The organism is Mycobacterium kyorinense (genome assembly GCF_001672775.1).
GTDB classification, from domain to species: Bacteria; Actinomycetota; Actinomycetes; order Mycobacteriales; family Mycobacteriaceae; genus Mycobacterium; species Mycobacterium kyorinense_A.
The window spans coordinates 75,487-93,273 of record NZ_LZKJ01000116.1 but is presented as its reverse complement, the minus strand read 5'-3'; the positions used below and the strand labels follow the sequence as shown (position 1 = coordinate 93,273).

At 65.6% G+C, this 17,787-nt stretch carries 19 protein-coding genes and 1 pseudogene; 7 read left to right on the top strand and 13 right to left on the bottom strand.

What is annotated here, in order from left to right; all coding sequences use genetic code 11:
* Positions 1–5: 5 nt before the first annotated feature.
* The 3 genes from A5707_RS12620 to fadD5 form a co-directional block, all read right to left on the bottom strand.
* Complete coding sequence (locus A5707_RS12620; protein ID WP_065014788.1) at positions 6–875, bottom strand: MlaE family ABC transporter permease; 870 nt, start codon at positions 873–875, stop codon at positions 6–8.
* Between the two features lies 1 nt (position 876).
* Entirely contained in the window at positions 877–1,680 is an 804-nt protein-coding gene (locus tag A5707_RS12615; protein ID WP_065014787.1) for an MlaE family ABC transporter permease, read from the bottom strand.
* A gap of 215 nt (positions 1,681–1,895) precedes the next feature.
* Positions 1,896–3,545: a fatty-acid--CoA ligase FadD5 gene (gene fadD5 / locus A5707_RS12610; RefSeq protein WP_065014786.1), complete on the bottom strand. Its 1,650-nt coding sequence runs from the start codon at positions 3,543–3,545 to the stop codon at positions 1,896–1,898.
* A gap of 124 nt (positions 3,546–3,669) precedes the next feature.
* On the opposite strand from fadD5, the gene A5707_RS12605 reads away from it, so the two are divergent.
* Positions 3,670–4,362: a GntR family transcriptional regulator gene (locus A5707_RS12605; RefSeq protein ID WP_065014785.1), complete on the top strand. Its 693-nt coding sequence runs from the start codon at positions 3,670–3,672 to the stop codon at positions 4,360–4,362.
* A gap of 25 nt (positions 4,363–4,387) precedes the next feature.
* Here the strand turns inward: A5707_RS12605 and A5707_RS12600 are convergent, their stop codons facing one another.
* A complete protein-coding gene (locus tag A5707_RS12600) occupies positions 4,388–4,831 on the bottom strand; it encodes an SRPBCC family protein (protein WP_065014784.1) in 444 nt (147 codons plus the stop codon).
* Positions 4,832–4,948: 117 nt separating this feature from the next.
* Positions 4,949–5,419, bottom strand: coding sequence for an acyl-CoA thioesterase (locus A5707_RS12595; protein ID WP_065014783.1), 471 nt, complete (start codon positions 5,417–5,419; stop codon positions 4,949–4,951).
* A gap of 14 nt (positions 5,420–5,433) precedes the next feature.
* On the opposite strand from A5707_RS12595, the gene A5707_RS12590 reads away from it, so the two are divergent.
* Positions 5,434–6,540, top strand: coding sequence for an alcohol dehydrogenase catalytic domain-containing protein (locus A5707_RS12590; protein ID WP_065014853.1), 1,107 nt, complete (start codon positions 5,434–5,436; stop codon positions 6,538–6,540).
* A gap of 66 nt (positions 6,541–6,606) precedes the next feature.
* Here the strand turns inward: A5707_RS12590 and A5707_RS12585 are convergent, their stop codons facing one another.
* Together A5707_RS12585 and A5707_RS12580 are read right to left on the bottom strand one after the other, a co-directional pair.
* Positions 6,607–7,173: a hypothetical protein gene (locus A5707_RS12585; protein WP_065014782.1), complete on the bottom strand. Its 567-nt coding sequence runs from the start codon at positions 7,171–7,173 to the stop codon at positions 6,607–6,609.
* 98 nt (positions 7,174–7,271) lie between these two features.
* On the bottom strand, positions 7,272–8,441 hold the full coding sequence (locus A5707_RS12580) for a CaiB/BaiF CoA transferase family protein (RefSeq protein WP_065014781.1): 1,170 nt from the start codon (positions 8,439–8,441) through the stop codon (positions 7,272–7,274).
* A 192-nt stretch (positions 8,442–8,633) separates the two neighbouring features.
* Between A5707_RS12580 and A5707_RS23320 the strand changes: the two are divergent.
* Positions 8,634–8,837 (top strand): annotated as a pseudogene (locus tag A5707_RS23320) (oxidoreductase family protein); the annotation flags it as partial.
* A gap of 41 nt (positions 8,838–8,878) precedes the next feature.
* On the top strand, positions 8,879–9,397 hold the full coding sequence (locus tag A5707_RS12570) for a TetR/AcrR family transcriptional regulator (RefSeq protein ID WP_065014779.1): 519 nt from the start codon (positions 8,879–8,881) through the stop codon (positions 9,395–9,397).
* Positions 9,398–9,409: 12 nt separating this feature from the next.
* On the opposite strand, the gene A5707_RS12565 is transcribed toward A5707_RS12570, so the two are convergent.
* Both A5707_RS12565 and A5707_RS24955 read right to left on the bottom strand, forming a co-directional pair.
* Complete coding sequence (locus tag A5707_RS12565; RefSeq protein ID WP_232000710.1) at positions 9,410–9,772, bottom strand: type II toxin-antitoxin system VapC family toxin; 363 nt, start codon at positions 9,770–9,772, stop codon at positions 9,410–9,412.
* Positions 9,773–9,788: 16 nt separating this feature from the next.
* Positions 9,789–10,019: a FitA-like ribbon-helix-helix domain-containing protein gene (locus A5707_RS24955; protein WP_082969428.1), complete on the bottom strand. Its 231-nt coding sequence runs from the start codon at positions 10,017–10,019 to the stop codon at positions 9,789–9,791.
* A gap of 56 nt (positions 10,020–10,075) precedes the next feature.
* On the opposite strand from A5707_RS24955, the gene A5707_RS12560 reads away from it, so the two are divergent.
* Positions 10,076–10,756 (top strand): DUF427 domain-containing protein, encoded by a 681-nt coding sequence (locus tag A5707_RS12560; RefSeq protein WP_065014777.1) that lies wholly within the window; start codon positions 10,076–10,078, stop codon positions 10,754–10,756.
* Positions 10,757–10,767: 11 nt separating this feature from the next.
* Here A5707_RS12560 and A5707_RS12555 read toward each other — a convergent pair whose 3' ends face one another.
* A complete protein-coding gene (locus tag A5707_RS12555) occupies positions 10,768–11,649 on the bottom strand; it encodes an acyl-CoA thioesterase (RefSeq protein WP_065014852.1) in 882 nt (293 codons plus the stop codon).
* A 295-nt stretch (positions 11,650–11,944) separates the two neighbouring features.
* On the opposite strand from A5707_RS12555, the gene A5707_RS12550 reads away from it, so the two are divergent.
* Positions 11,945–12,754 (top strand): thioesterase family protein, encoded by an 810-nt coding sequence (locus tag A5707_RS12550; RefSeq protein ID WP_065014851.1) that lies wholly within the window; start codon positions 11,945–11,947, stop codon positions 12,752–12,754.
* On the opposite strand, the gene A5707_RS12545 is transcribed toward A5707_RS12550, so the two are convergent.
* Positions 12,755–13,987, bottom strand: a complete 1,233-nt coding sequence (locus A5707_RS12545; protein WP_065014776.1) for a cytochrome P450 — start codon at positions 13,985–13,987, stop codon at positions 12,755–12,757. It abuts the gene before it with no gap.
* A gap of 135 nt (positions 13,988–14,122) precedes the next feature.
* On the opposite strand from A5707_RS12545, the gene A5707_RS12540 reads away from it, so the two are divergent.
* Positions 14,123–14,653, top strand: coding sequence for a TetR/AcrR family transcriptional regulator (locus A5707_RS12540; protein WP_065014850.1), 531 nt, complete (start codon positions 14,123–14,125; stop codon positions 14,651–14,653).
* Here A5707_RS12540 and A5707_RS12535 read toward each other — a convergent pair.
* On the bottom strand, positions 14,628–15,974 hold the full coding sequence (locus A5707_RS12535; protein WP_065014775.1) for an FAD-binding oxidoreductase: 1,347 nt from the start codon (positions 15,972–15,974) through the stop codon (positions 14,628–14,630). The genes A5707_RS12540 and A5707_RS12535 overlap by 26 nt on opposite strands.
* A gap of 4 nt (positions 15,975–15,978) precedes the next feature.
* Entirely contained in the window at positions 15,979–17,775 is a 1,797-nt protein-coding gene (locus tag A5707_RS12530; protein WP_065014849.1) for an acyl-CoA dehydrogenase, read from the bottom strand.
* Between the last annotated feature and the right edge of the window lie 12 nt (positions 17,776–17,787).

Here is a 17,787-nt window from a genome sequence, read left to right as displayed (position 1 = left end):
GGCGCCTACACCGTGAGATTGAAGTTGGGGTTGACGCCGTAGAGCGCCAACGCGGCGAACAGGGGAACGACCACGACCGAAATCAGGGAGAAGCGCATCGACCGGCCGACCGCCTCACCGACGCCAACGGGACCACCGCCGGCGGTGTACCCGTAGTAGCAGTGCGTGATCATCACGACGAACGTGATGATGATGGCCTCCAAGAACGACCAGAAAACGTCGTTGGGACGCAGGAACGTTCGGAAATAATGCTCGTACGTGCCGTTCGACTGTCCGTACAACAAGGTCGTGACGACTTGCGGGGACAGGAACGACATGATCATCGCCATCGCATACAGCGGGATGATGACCACCAGTCCGGCCATGATCCGGGTAGAGGCCAAAAACGAAATCGATTTGATGCCCATCACTTCCAGGGCGTCGATCTCCTCGCTGATGCGCATCGAGCCCAATTCGGCGGTGGCGCCGGCGCCGACGGTGGCGGCCATCGCCACGCCGGTGACGACCGGGGCGGCGATGCGTACGTTGACCAGTGCGGCGAAGAACCCAGTGAACGCCTCGACGCCGATGTTGCCAAGCGACGCGAACCCCTGGATGGCGACTAGCGAACTGCCGGAAAGGGTCACGAAGCCGACGATGGCGACGGTGCCGCCGATAACGGCCATCGCGCCGGTGCCCATGCCGATCTGGGCGATCAGCCGCAGCGTCTCTTTGCGGTAGTAGCGCAGCGCGTGCGGAACATGCCCAACGCTGGTGACCGCGAACCAGGCCAGCTGACCGGATTGGTCCAGCCCTCGGACTGCGCTGCCGGCATAACGATTGAGATTGGCTGCCGCGCGGGGGAAGCGGGTACGGAATACGGCCGATGTCGACATGTCAGCGCCCCGTTCCAAACCGCACACCGATCGTGGTCAGCACCACGTTGACCGCGTACAGCGCGACTACGCACAGCACCACGGTCTCGTTGACCGCAGTGCCCAAACCCTTTGAGCCGCCTCGCACCGTCAGTCCGCGGTAGCAGCCGACCAGTCCGGCGATCAAGCCGAACACCGCGGCCTTGACCGTGGCGATCACCACCTCCGGCAGGCCGGTGATGGTGGTCAGCGTCGCCAGGTAGGCGCCACCCGACACGTTCTGCAAGTAGACGCCGAAGATGTAGCCCCCGACCAGGCCGACGGTGATCACCAGGCTGTTGAGCAGTGTGGCGACCAGAGTCGCGGCGATCACCCGGGGCACCACCAGCCGGTGGATGGGGTCGATGCCGAGAACTTCCATCGCGTCGATTTCTTCGCGGATGGTGCGCGCGCCAAGGTCTGCGCAGATGGCTGTCGAGCCGGCGCCGGCGACTACCAGCACCGTGGTCAGCGGGCCGAGCTGGGTGACCGCGCCGATTGCCGCACCGGCACCGGAGAGGTCGGCGGCGCCGAACTGCGCCAGCAGCACATTGAGCGTGAAGATCAGCAGCACGGTCAGCGGTATCGACACCATAATGGTCGGCAGGAACGCGACTCGCATGATGAACCAGCACTGCATGATGAACTCGCGCCACTGGAACGGCCAGCGGAACAGTGCTTTACCCGTCAGGGCGGTCATTCGGAAAAAGCCACCGACAAGTGTCAGTGGCGTGCGCAGCTGGTCACGGAAGTAACCGACCAGATCGTTCCCGGTCGAGGCAGTCACGCGCGCCCCCTCAAACCAGGACCGCAGGCCTCGCGGCGTAGCGGCGGAACATGTCGCACGCGTCCTCCTTGTCCCGTCCCAACGTGTGTGACCGCCGCCTCCTTACCGGCAGGTAGTAAGAGAGACCACAGGACCATACCCGATGGCTCGCTTCGCTGGCACCGCATCTGCACTATTGACCTTTTGTCAGTTTTACCTGGAGTGTTTTTGTTATGTCAGCTTGTCGCGCCGGTCCCAGGATCGCTTGAGACAGACGTGCTTTCGGGAGGCGTCGGGGCGCCGTAGCGAGCCCGCAACTCGGTCTTGAGCACCTTGCCAGCCGGGTTGCGAGGTAGGGCGTCGACGATCTCGAGCCCTTTGGGGTGCTTGTAGCGCGCCAGTCGTTCGGTGAGGAATTCGTCGAGATCCGCTAGGCGCAGGTCGGTCTGGGACACCGCCGCCACGGCGATCGGTACTTCGCCCCACTTTTCGTGCCCGCGGCCGATGATGGCGACTTCGACGATGTCCGGATGGGCGGCGAGGACGTTTTCCACCTCAGCGCAGTAGATGTTCTCCCCGCCGGAGATGATCATGTCCTTCTTGCGGTCGACGACCCAGACGTAGCCGTCTTCGTCCATCCGGACCAGATCGCCGGAGTGAAACCAGCCGCCGGCGAACGCCTCGGCGGTGGCTTCCGGATTGTTCCAGTAGCCGCTCATCAAGGTTGGTGCGCGGTAAACGATTTCGCCCACCTCCCCGGTAGGCACGTCGTTCATGTCGTCGTCGACCACGCGTGCGGCAACAGTCGGGATCACCTTTCCGACCGATCCGAGTTTGCGGATGGCGTCCTCGCCGAGCAGCATGCAGGTGACCGGCGACATCTCGGTCTGGCCGAACGCCGCCAGAATCGCCGCTCCGGGAAAGGTTTCCGACATTTGCCGCAGCAACGTGTCGGAGGCCGGGGCAGCACCCCACGAGATCACTCGCAATCGAACGTCGCGAGGATTGGCTTGTTGCGCAGCACATACCGCCTGCCATTGGGCCGGCACCAAAAAGATGCCGGTTACCTTCTCGGCAGCCAGCACGTCGAGCAACTGACCCGGATCGAATGCGCCCAGTGGATGGATCACCGTCGGAATGCCGAGCAGCATCCCGGTCAACATGTTGCCGACCCCGGCGATGTGAAAGAACGGCACACCGATGAAGCCGACGTCGTTGTTCAGGTCGGCCCCGTGGGTGTAGAGCGCGGTCATCGTCTGGCCGGTCAAATTGGTGTGGGTCAAAACGGCACCCTTGGGCCGGCCCGTGGTGCCCGAGGTGTACATGATCAACGCAGGCGAGTCGTTGGGGACGTCGACCGGCTCGGGGCCAGTACCGGTCTCATTGATCAGGTCCTCGTACCCCACCAGGTTCTCGTCGACCTTGTCGCCGGCACCGCCCGCCACCACGATCATCCCGAGCACCGGCGTGAGGGTGGCGACGCCGGTGGCCACTGCGGCCAGCACGGGTTCGGTGAGCATCACCCGCGCCTCGCAGTCCTCGACGAGAAACGCGATCTCGGCCGGCGTGAGCCGGAAGTTCACCGGCACCGCGATAGCGCCGAGCATGTTGGCGGCCAGCACCGACTCGACGAACTCGGTCCGGTTCAGCATCAAGATCATCACGCGGTCCCCGAAGCCGACCCCGCGGCGGCTCAACGCGCCGGCCAACGCGGTGACCCGGCGGTGCAGTTCGGCCCACGTGATCGTGTTGCCCATGAATCTCAATGCGGGCGCACCCGGCTGCATCAGCGTATGCCGTTCGAGTTGGTTGACCCAGTTCTGCCGTCGGGCCAGATAAGGCTGGTCGGTGGCGGTGGTGTGCTCGTTCGATAGCTGCGCGGTCAACTAGCGGTTCCCTTTCGTCGCACTACACCGAGAAGTTGATATTTGATAAAACATCGTGTTGTCTGGGTCACATTATGGTCTTAGCGCCGTCGAGGCAAGCCCCGCCGACCATGCGGAAGCGCCGGTGAACGCACCGACTTCCGTGCCGCGCCGCAGTCGGCTTCCGCTGCGCCGCGCGCAGCTATCCGACGAGGTCGCAGGCCACTTGCGGGCGGCGATCATGTCCGGCGCCCTACGGCCCGGGACGTTCATCCGACTCGATGAGACGGCGGCCAAACTGGGCGTCAGCGTCACGCCGGTGCGCGAGGCACTACTGAAGCTGCGCGGCGAGGGAATGGTGCAGCTCGAGCCGCACCGCGGCCACGTGGTGCTGCCGCTGACCCGCCAAGACGTCGACGACATTTTCTGGCTGCAGGCCACCATCGCCCGGGAACTGGCGGAGACAGCCACCGAACACATCACCGATGCTGAAATCGACGAACTCGAACGGGTCAACAACGCGCTTTCGGCGGCGGTGGCGGCCACCGACACCGAGGCGATTGCGGCGTTGGAGTTCGCGTTTCACCGGGCGTTCAACCACGCCACCGGACGGATCAAGTTGGCCTGGTTTTTGCTGCACGTCGCGCGGTATATGCCGCTGCTGGTCTATTCCGCAGACCCGGACTGGGGCAGGGCCGCAGTCGACAACCACCGGGAGTTGATCGCCGCACTGCGCCGCCGCGACGCCGCCGCCGTCGTCGAACACACCAATTGGCAGTTCACCGACGGCGCGCGCCGGCTGACCGAAAAGCTGGACAGCAGCGGAATCTGGGACTGAACGCCCCCACCCACATCGAGCGCGGCTAAGAGTTGGCGGCCAATTGCTCGGCGCGCTGCTTGAGGTTGTCCGCCAAGTAGTCCAGCGCGTCGTTGATCATTTTCTTGACCATCGGCGTAGGCACTGGCATCGCAGGCTCGACATCCATGTCCACGGTCAGCAGCGACGTCGCGCCCATCTCCACGACGCTGAACAACTGCTCCTGCTTTGTGAACAGATCGCCCTGCTGCATCACGGTCTGGATCTGAGTCGGGCCCGGGTAGTACACCGCCTGGATATAGGTGCCCTCGACGCCTTGCACGGCGGTGTCGAGCCGCAGCTGGCTCGGCCGGCCGTCGTCGTAGCGGGCCAGCACCCAAAGACCTTTGATCTCTTGGTTCCATTGCGGATACGACTCGAAGTCGGCCACGATGGCCAGGATCGACGCCGCGTTGGCCGCGACTTCGACGGTCTTGCTCACGATCGGCATTGGGCTAGGTTATCTGACGCGAAACAGAAGCCACGGTCGTGATTTCGCCGGATTGGCAGCCCTCACTTCTGGTTCGCGGCGCGCGACGCCGCGGCGTCGACGCTGCGGGGCGCGACGCTAAGCGTCGACGCTGGCTGTCGACAGCAGCGCGCGGATTCCCTCGGGAATCGGTTGCGCTTTGCGGCTGACCCGATCGACGTAGACATGTACCCAGTGCCCGAGCGCGGTGATCGCTTGCGGCTCGTCGTCGGCTGCGCGAAACACCCCTAGCCGATAAGTGACGCTGCTGCGTCCCAACCGGGTGACCGCCAGGCCGACGATCAGTGGTTCCGGGAAGCGCAGCTCGGAGAAGTAACGACAACCCGATTCCGCGACGATGCCCAGCAACGGCGTGGTGAGCGGATCGACGCCGATGCTGGTGTTGATCCAGCCGTTGATCGCGGTGTCGAACAGTTGGTAGTACACCGCATTGTTCAGGTGGCCGAACATGTCGTTGTCGGCCCATCGGGTCCCTACCGGCCAGTGCACGGGAAAGTCGCGACTGGTGAGCCCGTCGGGGGCGGGCGGCCCCCCAGAGAACACCGTCATGGTTGTATTCGAACATGCTCCGCATTCGGGGCGCCGTCCTGGAGCGCATCGGATCGCCTCGGCCCTATGCGCAATCGCGGCCGATCAGCGTCGACGAGCTTGACCTCGCGGAGCCGGAAGCCGGTGAGCTGCAGGTCCGTATCGAAGCTGCCGGCGTATGCCACTCCGACCTGTCGGTGGTCGACGGCAACCGAATCCGGCCGGTGCCGATGCTGCTGGGGCACGAGGCGGCCGGAATCGTGGAACGAATCGGCGCTGATGTCAGCGACCTGAGCATTGGTCAGCGGGTGGTGATGGCATTTCTGCCGCGCTGCGGCCACTGCGCGGGCTGCGCCACCGAGGGGTTGACGCCGTGCGAGCCGGGCAGCTCTGCCAACACCGCCGGCACGCTGCTAGGCGGCGGGATGCGGCTGAGCCGCAGTGGCCGACCGGTATACCACCATCTCGGAGTGTCAGGTTTTGCGACGCATGCTGTCGTGCACCGTGCCAGCGCCGTTCCCGTCTCCCCCGGCGTTCCGCCTGCTGTCGCGGCGCTGCTGGGATGTGCGGTGCTGACCGGCGGAGGCGCGGTGCTCAATGTCGGCAAGCCGCTGCCAGGTCAGACAGTGGTCGTCGTCGGATTGGGTGGTGTGGGCATGGCGGCGGTATTGACCGCCTTGGCCTACGACGACGTCCGCGTCGTCGCGGTCGACCAGCTACCCGAGAAGTTAACGGCCGCAAGCGGTCTCGGTGCACACGAGCTATACACGCCGGGGGCGGCCGCCGATGCCGGCATCAAGGCGCCCATCGTCATCGAGGCGGCCGGCCACCCCGCGGCATTGCAGACGGCGATCGAGTTGACATCGCCGGGCGGTCGGACGATCACTGTGGGGCTGCCGCCACCAGATGCCCGGATCAGCGTGTCGCCGTTGGGTTTTGTCGCCGAGGGCCGCTCGCTGATCGGCAGCTACCTGGGTTCGGCGGTACCTGCGCGGGATATTCCGCGGTTCGTCGAGATGTGGCGCGCGGGCCGGCTGCCAGTGGAGTCCTTGGTGTCATCGACGATCGCGCTCGACGACATCAACGCCGCGATGGATCGGCTCGCCGACGGCACCGCCGTGCGTCAGCTCATCGCTTTCTAGGTCTGGCGAGCAGACGCACAAGTCCCTCGTGCAGATAGAGCAGCGTGTGGCTGTGGTACGTGCGCATCAATCGACCAGGATCAGTTCCGAACCGACCGGCGAGCACGTTTTCGGGTGACTGCGCAAGCTCTCGGTGGGGCCGACCGGCGACGCCGCCCCGGCCGCCGCGAGCGCATGGCGTTTGAAAGACCGCGCGGCCGCGCTGAGCACATGTTGTGCGGCGGCCGTCCGGCGATCGACGGCCAGCGGCCAACCGTCACCCCATAACGTCACCTCGGTCAGACTGTGGTTCAGCGCCTCGAGCACCGTGTCGCGGATGCGGGAGTCGACCCCCAACGCCTCGGCGCTGACCGCCAATCCCACGCCCGCCAACGGAGTGCTCAGCTCAGCGTGCAGATCCACGCAGCGCACCCCGAGGATCTGCAGCGCCCGCACATCCTGTGTGCGCGGCAGCAGAGCGTTGACCTCCCACCCGGCCATCGCGCGGTCGAATAACCAACCGCCGGCCGAGCGCACGACGTCGAGCACATCGGACGCGACAACATCAAGCCGATACTTCGGGCTTTGCCGGGCGTCTTCGCCTCGGCGGGAACGGGGTTTTGACGCAACGCTAACCACGGTCGACGTCGTCATCGCATCATCCTCAGTGCGTAACGGGGCTGAGCGGCTGCAGTGGGACCGCACCGCAATCGGTCACCAGCGTGACATTTCTAAGCGAATCTGTAAAGCACTTAGGTGTCTCGACTTGATTGCAACTCGGCGAGAACTTCGTCGGTGTGCTCGCCCAAACTGGGCGCGGTGCGCCGCGGCGCCCACGGCGTGCCATGAAAGTCGACCGGTGTCGCAACCATGGAAACGCCTGCGGCCCCGTCCGGTACGTTCACCAGGCCGCCCGCGGCGTGAAACTGGTCGTCAGCCACGACATCCTCGATCGTGTTGATCGGCGACCAGAAGAAGTCCGGTTCGCGGGCAAAGATTTCCGCCCATTCGGCCAGCGACTTGGTCGAGAAGATCTCGTCCAACTCGGCAATCAGCTCGGCGGCGTTCGCCGCGCGGGCCCGTGGCCGTGCGAAGCGCGGATCGGACAACCACTCCGGGCGGCCCACCACCCGGCACAGCGACGGCCAGTGCCGCTCTCCCTCGAGGCCGACGATCCAGAAGCGCCGCCCGTCACCGGCCAGGTAGTTGTTCATGCACGGGTTGCCCATCGACTCCCGCTGCCCGATCGCGATCGACTGGCCGGTCAGCAGGAACGTGTTGAGGTCGAAACTGACCGTGTATGCGCCCTGCCGGTACAACGAGGTCGTCACCAGTTGACCGGTGCCGGTGCGCCCGCGGGCGATCAGTGCGGCGCAGATACCGGCGGCCAGTGTCATGCCCACGGTGTGATCACCCATGCCGCCCCGTTGAAACGGTGGCGTGTCTCCCGGGCGGGTCAGTAGATGAGCCAGTCCGGCGCGGGCCCAGTAGGCCGCGACGTCGTAGGCGGCGCGGTCGGCGTCGGGCCCGGCCAGCCCGTAGCCCGTGATCAAGCCGTAGACCAAACGGGGGTTGACGGCCGACACGGTTTGGTAGTCCAGCCCCAACCGGTGCAGCGCGCCGGGACGCACGTTGGTCAGGAAAACGTCTGCGTCGCTGAGTAATTCGAATGCAGCGCCACGGCCGTGGGCGCCGGTGAGATCGAGGACCACGCTGCGCTTGGAGCGGTTGTCCATTTCGAAGGGCGGGTTGGTGTCCAGCCCACCGCCCAGTATCCGGGCGAAGGTGCGCCCCGGATCACCGGCGGGCGGCTCGATCTTGACGACGTCGGCACCCCAGTCGGCGAGTATGCCGCCGGCGGCCGGCCCCGCCACCCAGACGCCGAGTTCGACGACCTTCGTGCCCTCTAGCGGTCCAGCCACCCGGAACCTCCGATGATTTCGACAAAACTCTTTACACTTCTGGACTAGTTCGTAAACTACGCGGATACTCTCGCGGACCTAGGAGGCTAGCGGCCGGTGGCAGGCAATTCCGGGATTTCATCGGCGGCGGGCTGGACTACCCGCCGCCCGCTGCCCGCCGCGGGTTTGGCCATCCACCTGGGTCGGGGTGTGCCACCGCGCCCGGTGATGCACGGTCACGCCCACCCGGGAAACGGCTACTTCCGAAACGGAGCGGCGGACCTGCTTGACTGGCAGGCTGTGCGCCGTGGACATCCCAGCGGCGAGCTCGCCTACACCCTGATTACCGGCATGACGACCGTCGACCGCCAAGCCAGCCAACGGGAGTTGCTCGACGAATATCGTCGCGCGCTGGCCGATCCGGAGACGGTGGCGCTGCTCGAGAAGTCGCTGTCGTCGTGAGCACCCGGGACCGGATACTCGTGGCCACCGCCGAGGTGCTCAGCCGCAACGGCCTCACCAAGCTCAGCTTGTCCGATGTCGCGCTGCAGGCCGGGGTTTCCCGGCCGACGCTCTATCGATGGTTCGCGTCCAAAGAGGAACTTCTCGACGCGTTCGGCAACTACGAACAGCAGATGTTCGACAGCGGTATCAGCCGTGCGACCGCGGGCTTGCACGGATCGGACAAGCTCGACGCCGCATTGCGCTTCATCGTCGAGTACCAGCAGTCCTACTCGGGTGTCCGGGTTATCGATATCGAACCCGAAGTCACGATTTCCCAACTGGCCGACGTGATTCCGATGATGCGGGCGCGGCTGCAACGGTTGCTGCCCGGGCCGAACGGAGCGGTCAAGGCGGCCACCGCCATCCGGGTCGCCGTCGCGCACTACATCGTGCGCAGCGACGATGCCGATCAATTCCTGGCGCAGCTGCGTCACGCGGTCGGGCTCAGACCGCCGCTGAACGGCGACAGCTGATCGGCATTGCGGTCAGGTCAACAGTTCGATTCTGCATTTCGCCCCGGGCGCTCGTGCCAGGCGGGCATCGGCGGTTACCAGCACTGCGCCCAGCGCTTCCGCGAGCGAAACGTATGCGCCGTCGTAGGGCGTAATGGCGTGCCTCAACTGCCAAATGCGGTCTAGCAGCGGCCGATGAGGCGAGCGCCAAAGCGCCAGATCGGCCAAATCAGCGGTCGCCTCCGACGCTCGGCGCGCAGGCATCACCCGCGCGGCAACCTGGCGGCGCAACACCGACAAAACCTCGAGGTCGACAAGTTCTGGGGCCGCGAGGGTTTCGCCGACCAAGCGACGCCGCGCGCGTTGCCCGTCCGGTCCGTCATCTCCGAGGGCCACGGCCAATATGCTCGCGTCAACGACGATCACGTTCGCCCCGAAGGTGGTCTACCGCGGCCCGAAATGACACAGAGCCACCCTTTCGGGTCGCAAGCCGGTCCAGCACCTCGTCGAGAGTCGGCTGTCTTGCTTCAGCGATAAGTCGGCTGCGGAGATATTCCTGCAACGACTGGTGCGCGCGAGCAGCACGCTCCCTCAGGACACGGTGCGTCTCTTCCGGCACGTCTTTGATCTGCACGCTGGGCATGGCGCCATTATGGCGCCACTGGCGCCAGACTACAAGTTATCGACTATGGTGTGGACATGAGCCTGGTTGCAGGCAAAGGACCACTGGGCCACGACCCCGCGGGTCGGTTCTCCGCGCCCCTGCCCGACGGTCTGGTGTACGTCGAGCCGCACTCGCGCCGCGTACAAGCGGTCGTCGACGGCCGCACGGTGATCGACACCGAACGCGCGCTGTTGGTGCACCGCCGGAATCGACCGCTGTCCTATGCCTTTCCCGCCGACGAGGTCGGCGACTTGCCTAGCGCGCCCGAGCCCGAGGCCCCCGGCTACGTCACGGTGCCCTGGGACGTGGTCGACACGTGGGTGGAGGAGGGCCGCACGCTCGTCCACTACCCGCCAAACCCGTATCACCGGGTCGACTGCCGCCCGACGCGGCGGCGCCTGCGCGTCGACGCCTGCGGTACGACGATGGTGGACACCGACGACACGGTGATCGTGTTCGAGACCGCGCTGGAACCCCGGCTCTATGTCGACCCGTCGTTGGTCCGCACCGATCTGCTGCAACGCACCGACACGTCGACCTACTGCAACTACAAGGGCTATGCGACCTACTGGGCCGCGGCCATCGGCAACACTGTGGTGGACGACGTCGCCTGGAGTTACCCCGATCCGCCGCCGGAAAGCTTGCCAATCAAGGGTTTTCTCAGCTTCGACCCGGCGCGGGTCGACGTCATCGCAGAACTGCCCTCGGCCAGATAGGCCAGCCGGCGTTATATCCGCGACTGGGCGGCGATCGCGGTGTCGGTCTGCCGCATCGGCCGAATCAATGCTTCCTGGGTGAACGAGGCCAGCAGTTCGCCTTCCTCGGTGTGCACCGTGCCGCGGATATACGACATGCCCGCGCCGACCTGTGTGCTCTCGTGCGCGTACAACAGCCAGCCGTCCCAGCGCACCGGTTCGTGGAAGCTGACCGTCACCGTCATCGGCGCGGTGGACACCGTCAGATGCGACTGGCTGGTGCCGATACCGGCGTGGGCGCGCATCGTGGTGGAGATGCCCAGATGACCGGTGAAATAGGCGATCAACGCCTTGGCCAGATCGTCGCGCGTCGGGATCGGGTCATAGTGCAGCCAGGCATACAACTCCGGCGGCCCCACCTCGTCGGGACTGTTGACGTCCACGACGTCGACCAGCCGCAGCTGTCGTCCGATCATCGGCATTTCCGAGACGTTGGCGTCGGCGGGCGCGGTGACCTCCGGACGCGGTAGGTGGTGGCGGATGACATCCGGCGACGGGACGTCGGCCAGCACCGTCACCGTCACGCAGCGCCGACCGTTTTGCACGGCGGCCACGACCGCGGTGGCCGTCGAGCGGCCCTCGTGGACGACGTCGATCTCCAACTCCACGGGTGGCCCCACCGTCACGGCGCGGGCAAACACCGCATGCGCAGACCGCACCGATTTCTCCGGGAACCGTTTGGCCGCAGCGACAATCACCTGCGCGAGCACCTGCGTGCCCTCCACCACCTGACGCTCGTCGGCGCCGGCAAGGCCGGTGTCACCGGCGAACCGGTCGGGCCCGTCGGTTCGCACGTCGAACAGGTCAAGCAGCCCGGACACTGACCATTGGGTCTGATCGGCTTCCGTCGTCATGGCGTACAGCGTGACACTTTCCAACATATATGTAAAGCTGACTGCCTGGCCGCCGGCCGAGCAGAAAGGCATCCAGATTGGGCATCGTCACACCGCTGGCCAAGGAGTTCTGCTTCGGCGAGGCACCGCGCTGGTTCGAAGGCCTGCTGTGGTTTCCGACATGCTGGGCGAGGCCGTGCAACACCGTCACGTTGGGCGGTTCGACGACGACCCCGACGGCATCACGCTGGACGCCGGAGGCAGGGTCTGGTCACCGTCGACATCCCCGGCGCCGGCCTGCCCTGAAAGGGGAGCGATGACCGACTCCTATTACGAACTGATCGACGCCGCCGACCCATTGGGAGAGAAGTTCGTCGCGACCGACCTGGTGCGCAGTACGTGGTCGGCGGCAATCCAGCACGCCGCACCGGTGTCGGCGCTGTTGGTACGCGGCCTCGAGCGATGCGAACAGCGCGACGATACCCGGCTGAGCAGGGTGGCCGTCGACCTACTCGGACCCGTTCCCGCCGAAGGCGACTTCTGGGTGCGCTCGCAACTAGGGCGCTCCGGCAAACAGATCGAACTGGTCAGCACTGAAATGCTGGCTCCGGGCCCCGACGGCCGGCCCCGCCCAGTCGCCCGCGCCAGCGGCTGGCGGTTAGCACAGCAGGACACCCGCGATGTGGCGCGCTCCGCCGTACCACCGCTTCGTCCACTCGGTGACGCCCGCAGCCGCAACCTCGAGAAGGATTTCGACCGCAACTATGTGCACAGCCTCGACTGGCGGTGGCTGACCCCACCGCTCAACGACGGGGCCGGCGAATCGTGGATCAGCCCGACCGTCGATCTCGTCAAGGGCGAGACGATGACTCAGCTGGAACGGCTCTTCGCGGTGGCCGACGACGCCAACGGCATCGGCGCCAAACTCGACATCAAGAAGTGGACGTTTCTCAACACCGATCTCGTCGTCCATGTGCACCGGGTTCCCGACGGGCAATGGATCGGCATCCGCGCCGAAACCAGTTACGGGCCCGACGGCATCGGCACGACGATCGGCACGCTGTTCGACCAGAGCGGCGCGATCGGCGGTATCCAGCAGTCGGTTCTGGTACGCCGCCGCAGCTAGCTACCGGACGAACGCCGGAACCCGCTTGATGCCGTGCACGAAATTGCTGTAGAGGAAATCCGGCTCACCGAACTCGATCCGGTCCAGGCGGGTCAGCAATTCGTGAAACAGGTGGCGCAACTCGGTTTTGGCCAGCCGGTTGCCCAGACAGAAATGCGGACCGCCGCCACCGAAGCCCAGGTGCGGGTTGGGTGAGCGCTGCAGATCAAGGGTGTGCGGTGCGCTGAAGACCTTCTCGTCCCGGTTGGCCGAGCAGTAGAACAGCCCCAACTTCTCACCGGCTTTGATCGGCTGGCCCGCGATCTCGGTGTCGGTCGTGGCGAACCGGGCGAACTGCATGACCGGTGTGGCCCAGCGCACGAATTCCTCAGCGGCCAAACCGATTCGCCCGTCGAAGTCCGCTACCAGCCACTCGCGCTGGACGGGGTTGGCCGCCAGGGCCATCATCGCGTGCGTGGTGGTCTGCTTGGTGGTGTCGTTGCCAGCGGAAGCCAGCAGCACCAAAAAGGCGCCCACCTCCTCGTCGGTCAACCGGTGACCGTCGACTTCGGCGTTGACGATGCTGGTCATCAGGTCGTCAGCCGGATGGCGCCGACGGAACTTGGCCAGCTCGATGCCGCAGTTGCTCAAGAAGAGCATCTCGTTGACGGTGTCGGCGGCCCGCTCCTCAAGCGTGCTGTACTCGTCATCGCTCATGCTGAACAGCTTCTCGGCGGCCTTGGCGACGGTTTCGCGGTCCGACGGTGCGACGCCGAGCATGTCGGCGATCGTCATCATCGGCAGCCGCGCCGAACATGCCGCGACAAAGTCGATATCGCCCGCGCCGACGAGGTCGTCGACGATGCTGACTGCGTTCTTGTGGATCTGGTCGTCGATCAGCCTGATGTTTCGCGGCGTGAATGCCGAGCTGATCAACTGCCGATACACGGTGTGCTGGGGCGGGTCCATCGTCAAGAAAAAGGTTGCGATGCGCTGGACTTCGGCGGGCATCGGATCCAGCGCCACGCCTTGGGCGGAGCTGAACAGTTCAGGATGCTGGCTGACGTAGACGATGTCCTCGCGTCGGGTCAGCGCCCAAAACCCCGGCTCCTCCATCGGAAACAGCGACGGTAGCGGCGGATGCCAGCTCAGCCCGTCAGCTGCGCGCAGCCGGCCGAACGTCGCGTCGCGCACGGCGAACGGCTGCGTCCAGAATGCGTGCGAGGTGATGTCGACCGCGCTGTACTCGGTCATCGAACCCTCACGATCTGTCCCGCTTTTCGCCGAGATCGCGGCTGCTCACGGCTAAACTCAGAACGGCCGTTGCGGCTGGCACCAAGACAGCGTGACACTTCAACAATATTTTGTAAAGGTTCGGATGTGGACACGATGTCCGAGGGCGACACCTCGACCCAACAGCGGATTCTTGCCGCCACCGCCGAGGTGCTCGGTCGCAACGGCAAGCGCAAGCTGAGCCTCTCAGACGTCGCCAGCCAAGCCGGCGTGTCCCGCCCGACGCTGTATCGCTGGTTTCCGTCGAAAGACGAATTGCTGTCGGCGTTCTCACGTTATGAACGGCAGACATTCGACAGCGGCTTGGTCCGGGCGACCGCCGGCCTCAAAGGTGTCGAGAAACTCGACGCCGCACTACGTTTCATCGTCGACTACCAGCACTCCTACACCGGAGTGCGGATGGTCGATATCGAGCCCGAGCACGTGATCGCCGAATTCTCGCGTGTGATACCGGTGATGCGGGCCGGCCTGCAGCGGCTGATGCCCGGGCCGGGCGGCGCGGTGAAGGCCGCGACGGCGATCCGGGTGGCAATATCGCATTACATCGTGCGAAGCGACGACGCCGACCAATTCCTTGCCCAGCTACGACACGCGGTGGGCATCAATCGAACAACACCGCCGCGTTGAGGTAACCCGTCGGGTCGAAAGCCGACTTGACGGCCCGCATCGCCGCGATGTCCGCGGGCTCGCGAGACATTCCGACGTAGCGGCGCTTGCGGCTTCCAACACCGTGCTCGGAGCTGACGTTGCCGCCGCAGTCGGCGATCAACTGCATCATCGCCGGATAGATCGCGGCTTCCGCGTCTGATGGGCAGCGCAGCACGTTGAGGTGCAAATTGCCCTCGCCGATATGCCCGAACAGGATCGGGATAGCGTCGGCGGCGCGGCGGCGGATCAGCGCGTCGGATCCGGCGGCAAACCGCTCCACCACCGAAAGTGGCAGCGAGACATCGAATTTCAGCGGCGGCCCGTAAATGCCGAGCACCTCGGCCATCGATTCGCGTAGCCGCCACAACCGCTGCTGGGCAGACATGTCGACTCCAACAGCAGGCTCGCCGCACATGGCCACGTCGGCCAAGGCGTCGGCCATCCGCGGGGTCTGGTCGTGGTCGGCAGCCAGTTCCACCAACAGCAACCAGTTGCCGGCTACCGGTGCCGCGATGCCCAACCGTTCACCGGCCAGGGCGCTGGCCCGACCATCGACGAGTTCCAAAGCCGCGATGCTGCCGAGGTCGCGAAACCGCTGTGCGGCATCGACTAGCGCGGCCAGTTCGGAAAATCCGCACACAGCGGTCACCCGATGCGACGGGATGGGGCGTAGTCGCAGTTCCAGCCCGGTGATAACACCCAATGTGCCTTCGGCGCCGACGAACAACTTCGCCAGGTCATAGCCGGTGTTGTCGGCGCGCACCCGGCTGTGCCGACGCAAGACGCTTCCGTCGGGCAGCGCGACATCCAATCCGACCACCTGCTCGGACATGTTGCCGTAGCGCACGGTGCGTAGCCCACCGGCGTTGGTTGCGGCCATCCCGCCGACGGTAGCGGTGTCACGCGCGGCCAGGTCGACGCCGAAGAGCAGCCCAGCAGCACCGGCGGCCCGCTGTACCGATGCCAGCGTGGTTCCGGCCCCGGCGCGGATGCGACGCTCGGCGGTGTCGACATCGTCGACGCGGCACAGGCGCTCGGTGGACAGCAGCACGTCGTTGTGCTCGGGCACGGTGCCGGCCACCAGCGAGGTGCACCCGCCCTGGATGGTGACGTGCTGCCCGGCATCGCGGCAGAGCCGCAACACCTCGGCGGTCTCGTCGGCCCCACCGGGCCGCACCAGTGCGCTGGCCCGGCCCCGGTACCGGCCGGTGTGGTCGACGCTGCGACTTGCCAGCACGTCGGGATCGGTGCTGACATGGCTGGCGCCAACCACCGCCGCCAGCGCCTGCTGAACACTCATCGGTTCAGAACCAGTCCGGGCGCATTTCCAGCGTGGTGCGGTCCAGGCTCTGCAACAGGTCGAGTTGTGCTGCGGTCTTGGGCAATTCGTACCGGAAGAAATACCGGCCGGCCTGGCGCTTGCCATCGTAGAAGTCGCCGGCCTTACCATGGGCGGCCAACAGCTGCTCGAGCCACATCCAGGCGACCGTGATGTGCCCGAAGGCCTCGAGGTAGACCGCGCTGTTGGCCAGCGCGGCGTCGATATCGCCGGATCCGAACATCGCCATCGTCACCGCGGTCAGGCGGCGGATCGCGGCATCCAGCTGGGCGCCGAGCTCGGCAAGTTCGCCGCCGGCCGCATCGGCAGCATGCACGCTCTGGAAGACTGCGTCGTTGAGCGCACGTAGACTGGCACCGCCGCGCTGGGTGACCTTGCGGCCCAACAGGTCCAGGCTCTGAATTCCGTGCGTCCCCTCGTGGATCGGATTGAGGCGGTTGTCGCGGTAGTGCTGTTCGACGTCGTACTCGCGGGTGTAGCCGTAGCCGCCGTGCACCTGAATCGCGAGGTTGTTGGCTTCCAGACACCACTGCGACGGCCAGCTTTTGGCGACCGGCGTCAAGATGTCCAGCAGCAAGGTGGCCTCGTCGAGTTCGTCCGACGATTCCGCGCTGTGCTGGACGTCGACCAGTCGGGCGCAGTACAGCGCCAACGCCATGGCGCCTTCCACGTAGGATTTCTGGGCCAGCAGCATGCGTTTGACGTCCGCATGTTCGATGATCGGAATTTGCGGTGCTGCAAGGTCTTTCGCTGTAGGCGGCCGCCCTTGGGGCCGCTCGCGGGCGTACCGTAGCGACTTCAGATACCCGGTGTAGCCCAGCGCGATCGCGCCCATGCCGACACCGAGCCGGGCTTCGTTCATCATGTGGAACATCTGGCTGATGCCGCGATGCGGTTCGCCGACCAGATAGCCGACAGCGCCTGGTTCCCCGCCCGGCCGGAAAGCGCCCTCCCCGAAGTTCAGCACGGTGTTGGTGATTCCGCGGTAACCCATCTTGTGGTTGAGCCCGGCCAGCACGACGTCGTTGCGCTCCCCGACCGCGCCGTCGTCGCCGACGAGGTACTTGGGAACGATGAACAGCGAGATGCCCTTGGTGCCGGGCGGACCGCCGGGAATCTTCGCCAACACCAGATGCACGATGTTGTCGGTCAGTTCGTGGTCGCCACCGGAGATCCACATCTTCGACCCGAACAGCCGATAGCCGCCGTCGTCGCGGGGTTCGGCGCGGGTGGTGATGTCCGCCAGTGAGGAGCCCGCCTGCGTCTCGGACAGGCACATGGTTCCCGAGAACCGGCCGGTCAGCATCGGCTTGACGAAGCGGGCCACCTGATCGGCCGTGCCGAACTTCGCGATCAGGTTCGCGTTGGCCATCGTGAGCATCACGTAACCGGCGGTGCTGACGTTAGCCGCCGAGAGCCACGCGAAACCCGCTTGCGCCACGGTTGCCGGCAGTTGAGCGCCGCCCAGTTCCTGATCCATCGCCATCGCGATGAGGTCGGCGCCGGCGAATGCCTCCAGCGCTTCCTTCACCTCAGGAATCATCGTGACCGTCGAGCCGTCGAAACTGGGCTCGTGGGCGTCGCTCTTCTTGTTGTGCGGCGCGAAGTAACGCTCGGCCAGCTGCTCGCACAACTCGAGCACGTCGGCGAACGTTTCGCGAGAGTGCTCGGCGAAGCGTTCGCGCTTGGTCAGCTCATCGATTCGCAACCACTCGAAGAGCAAGAAGTCCAGGTCTCGCCGGGATAGCAAGGTCGATTTCACTGCATCCTCCGC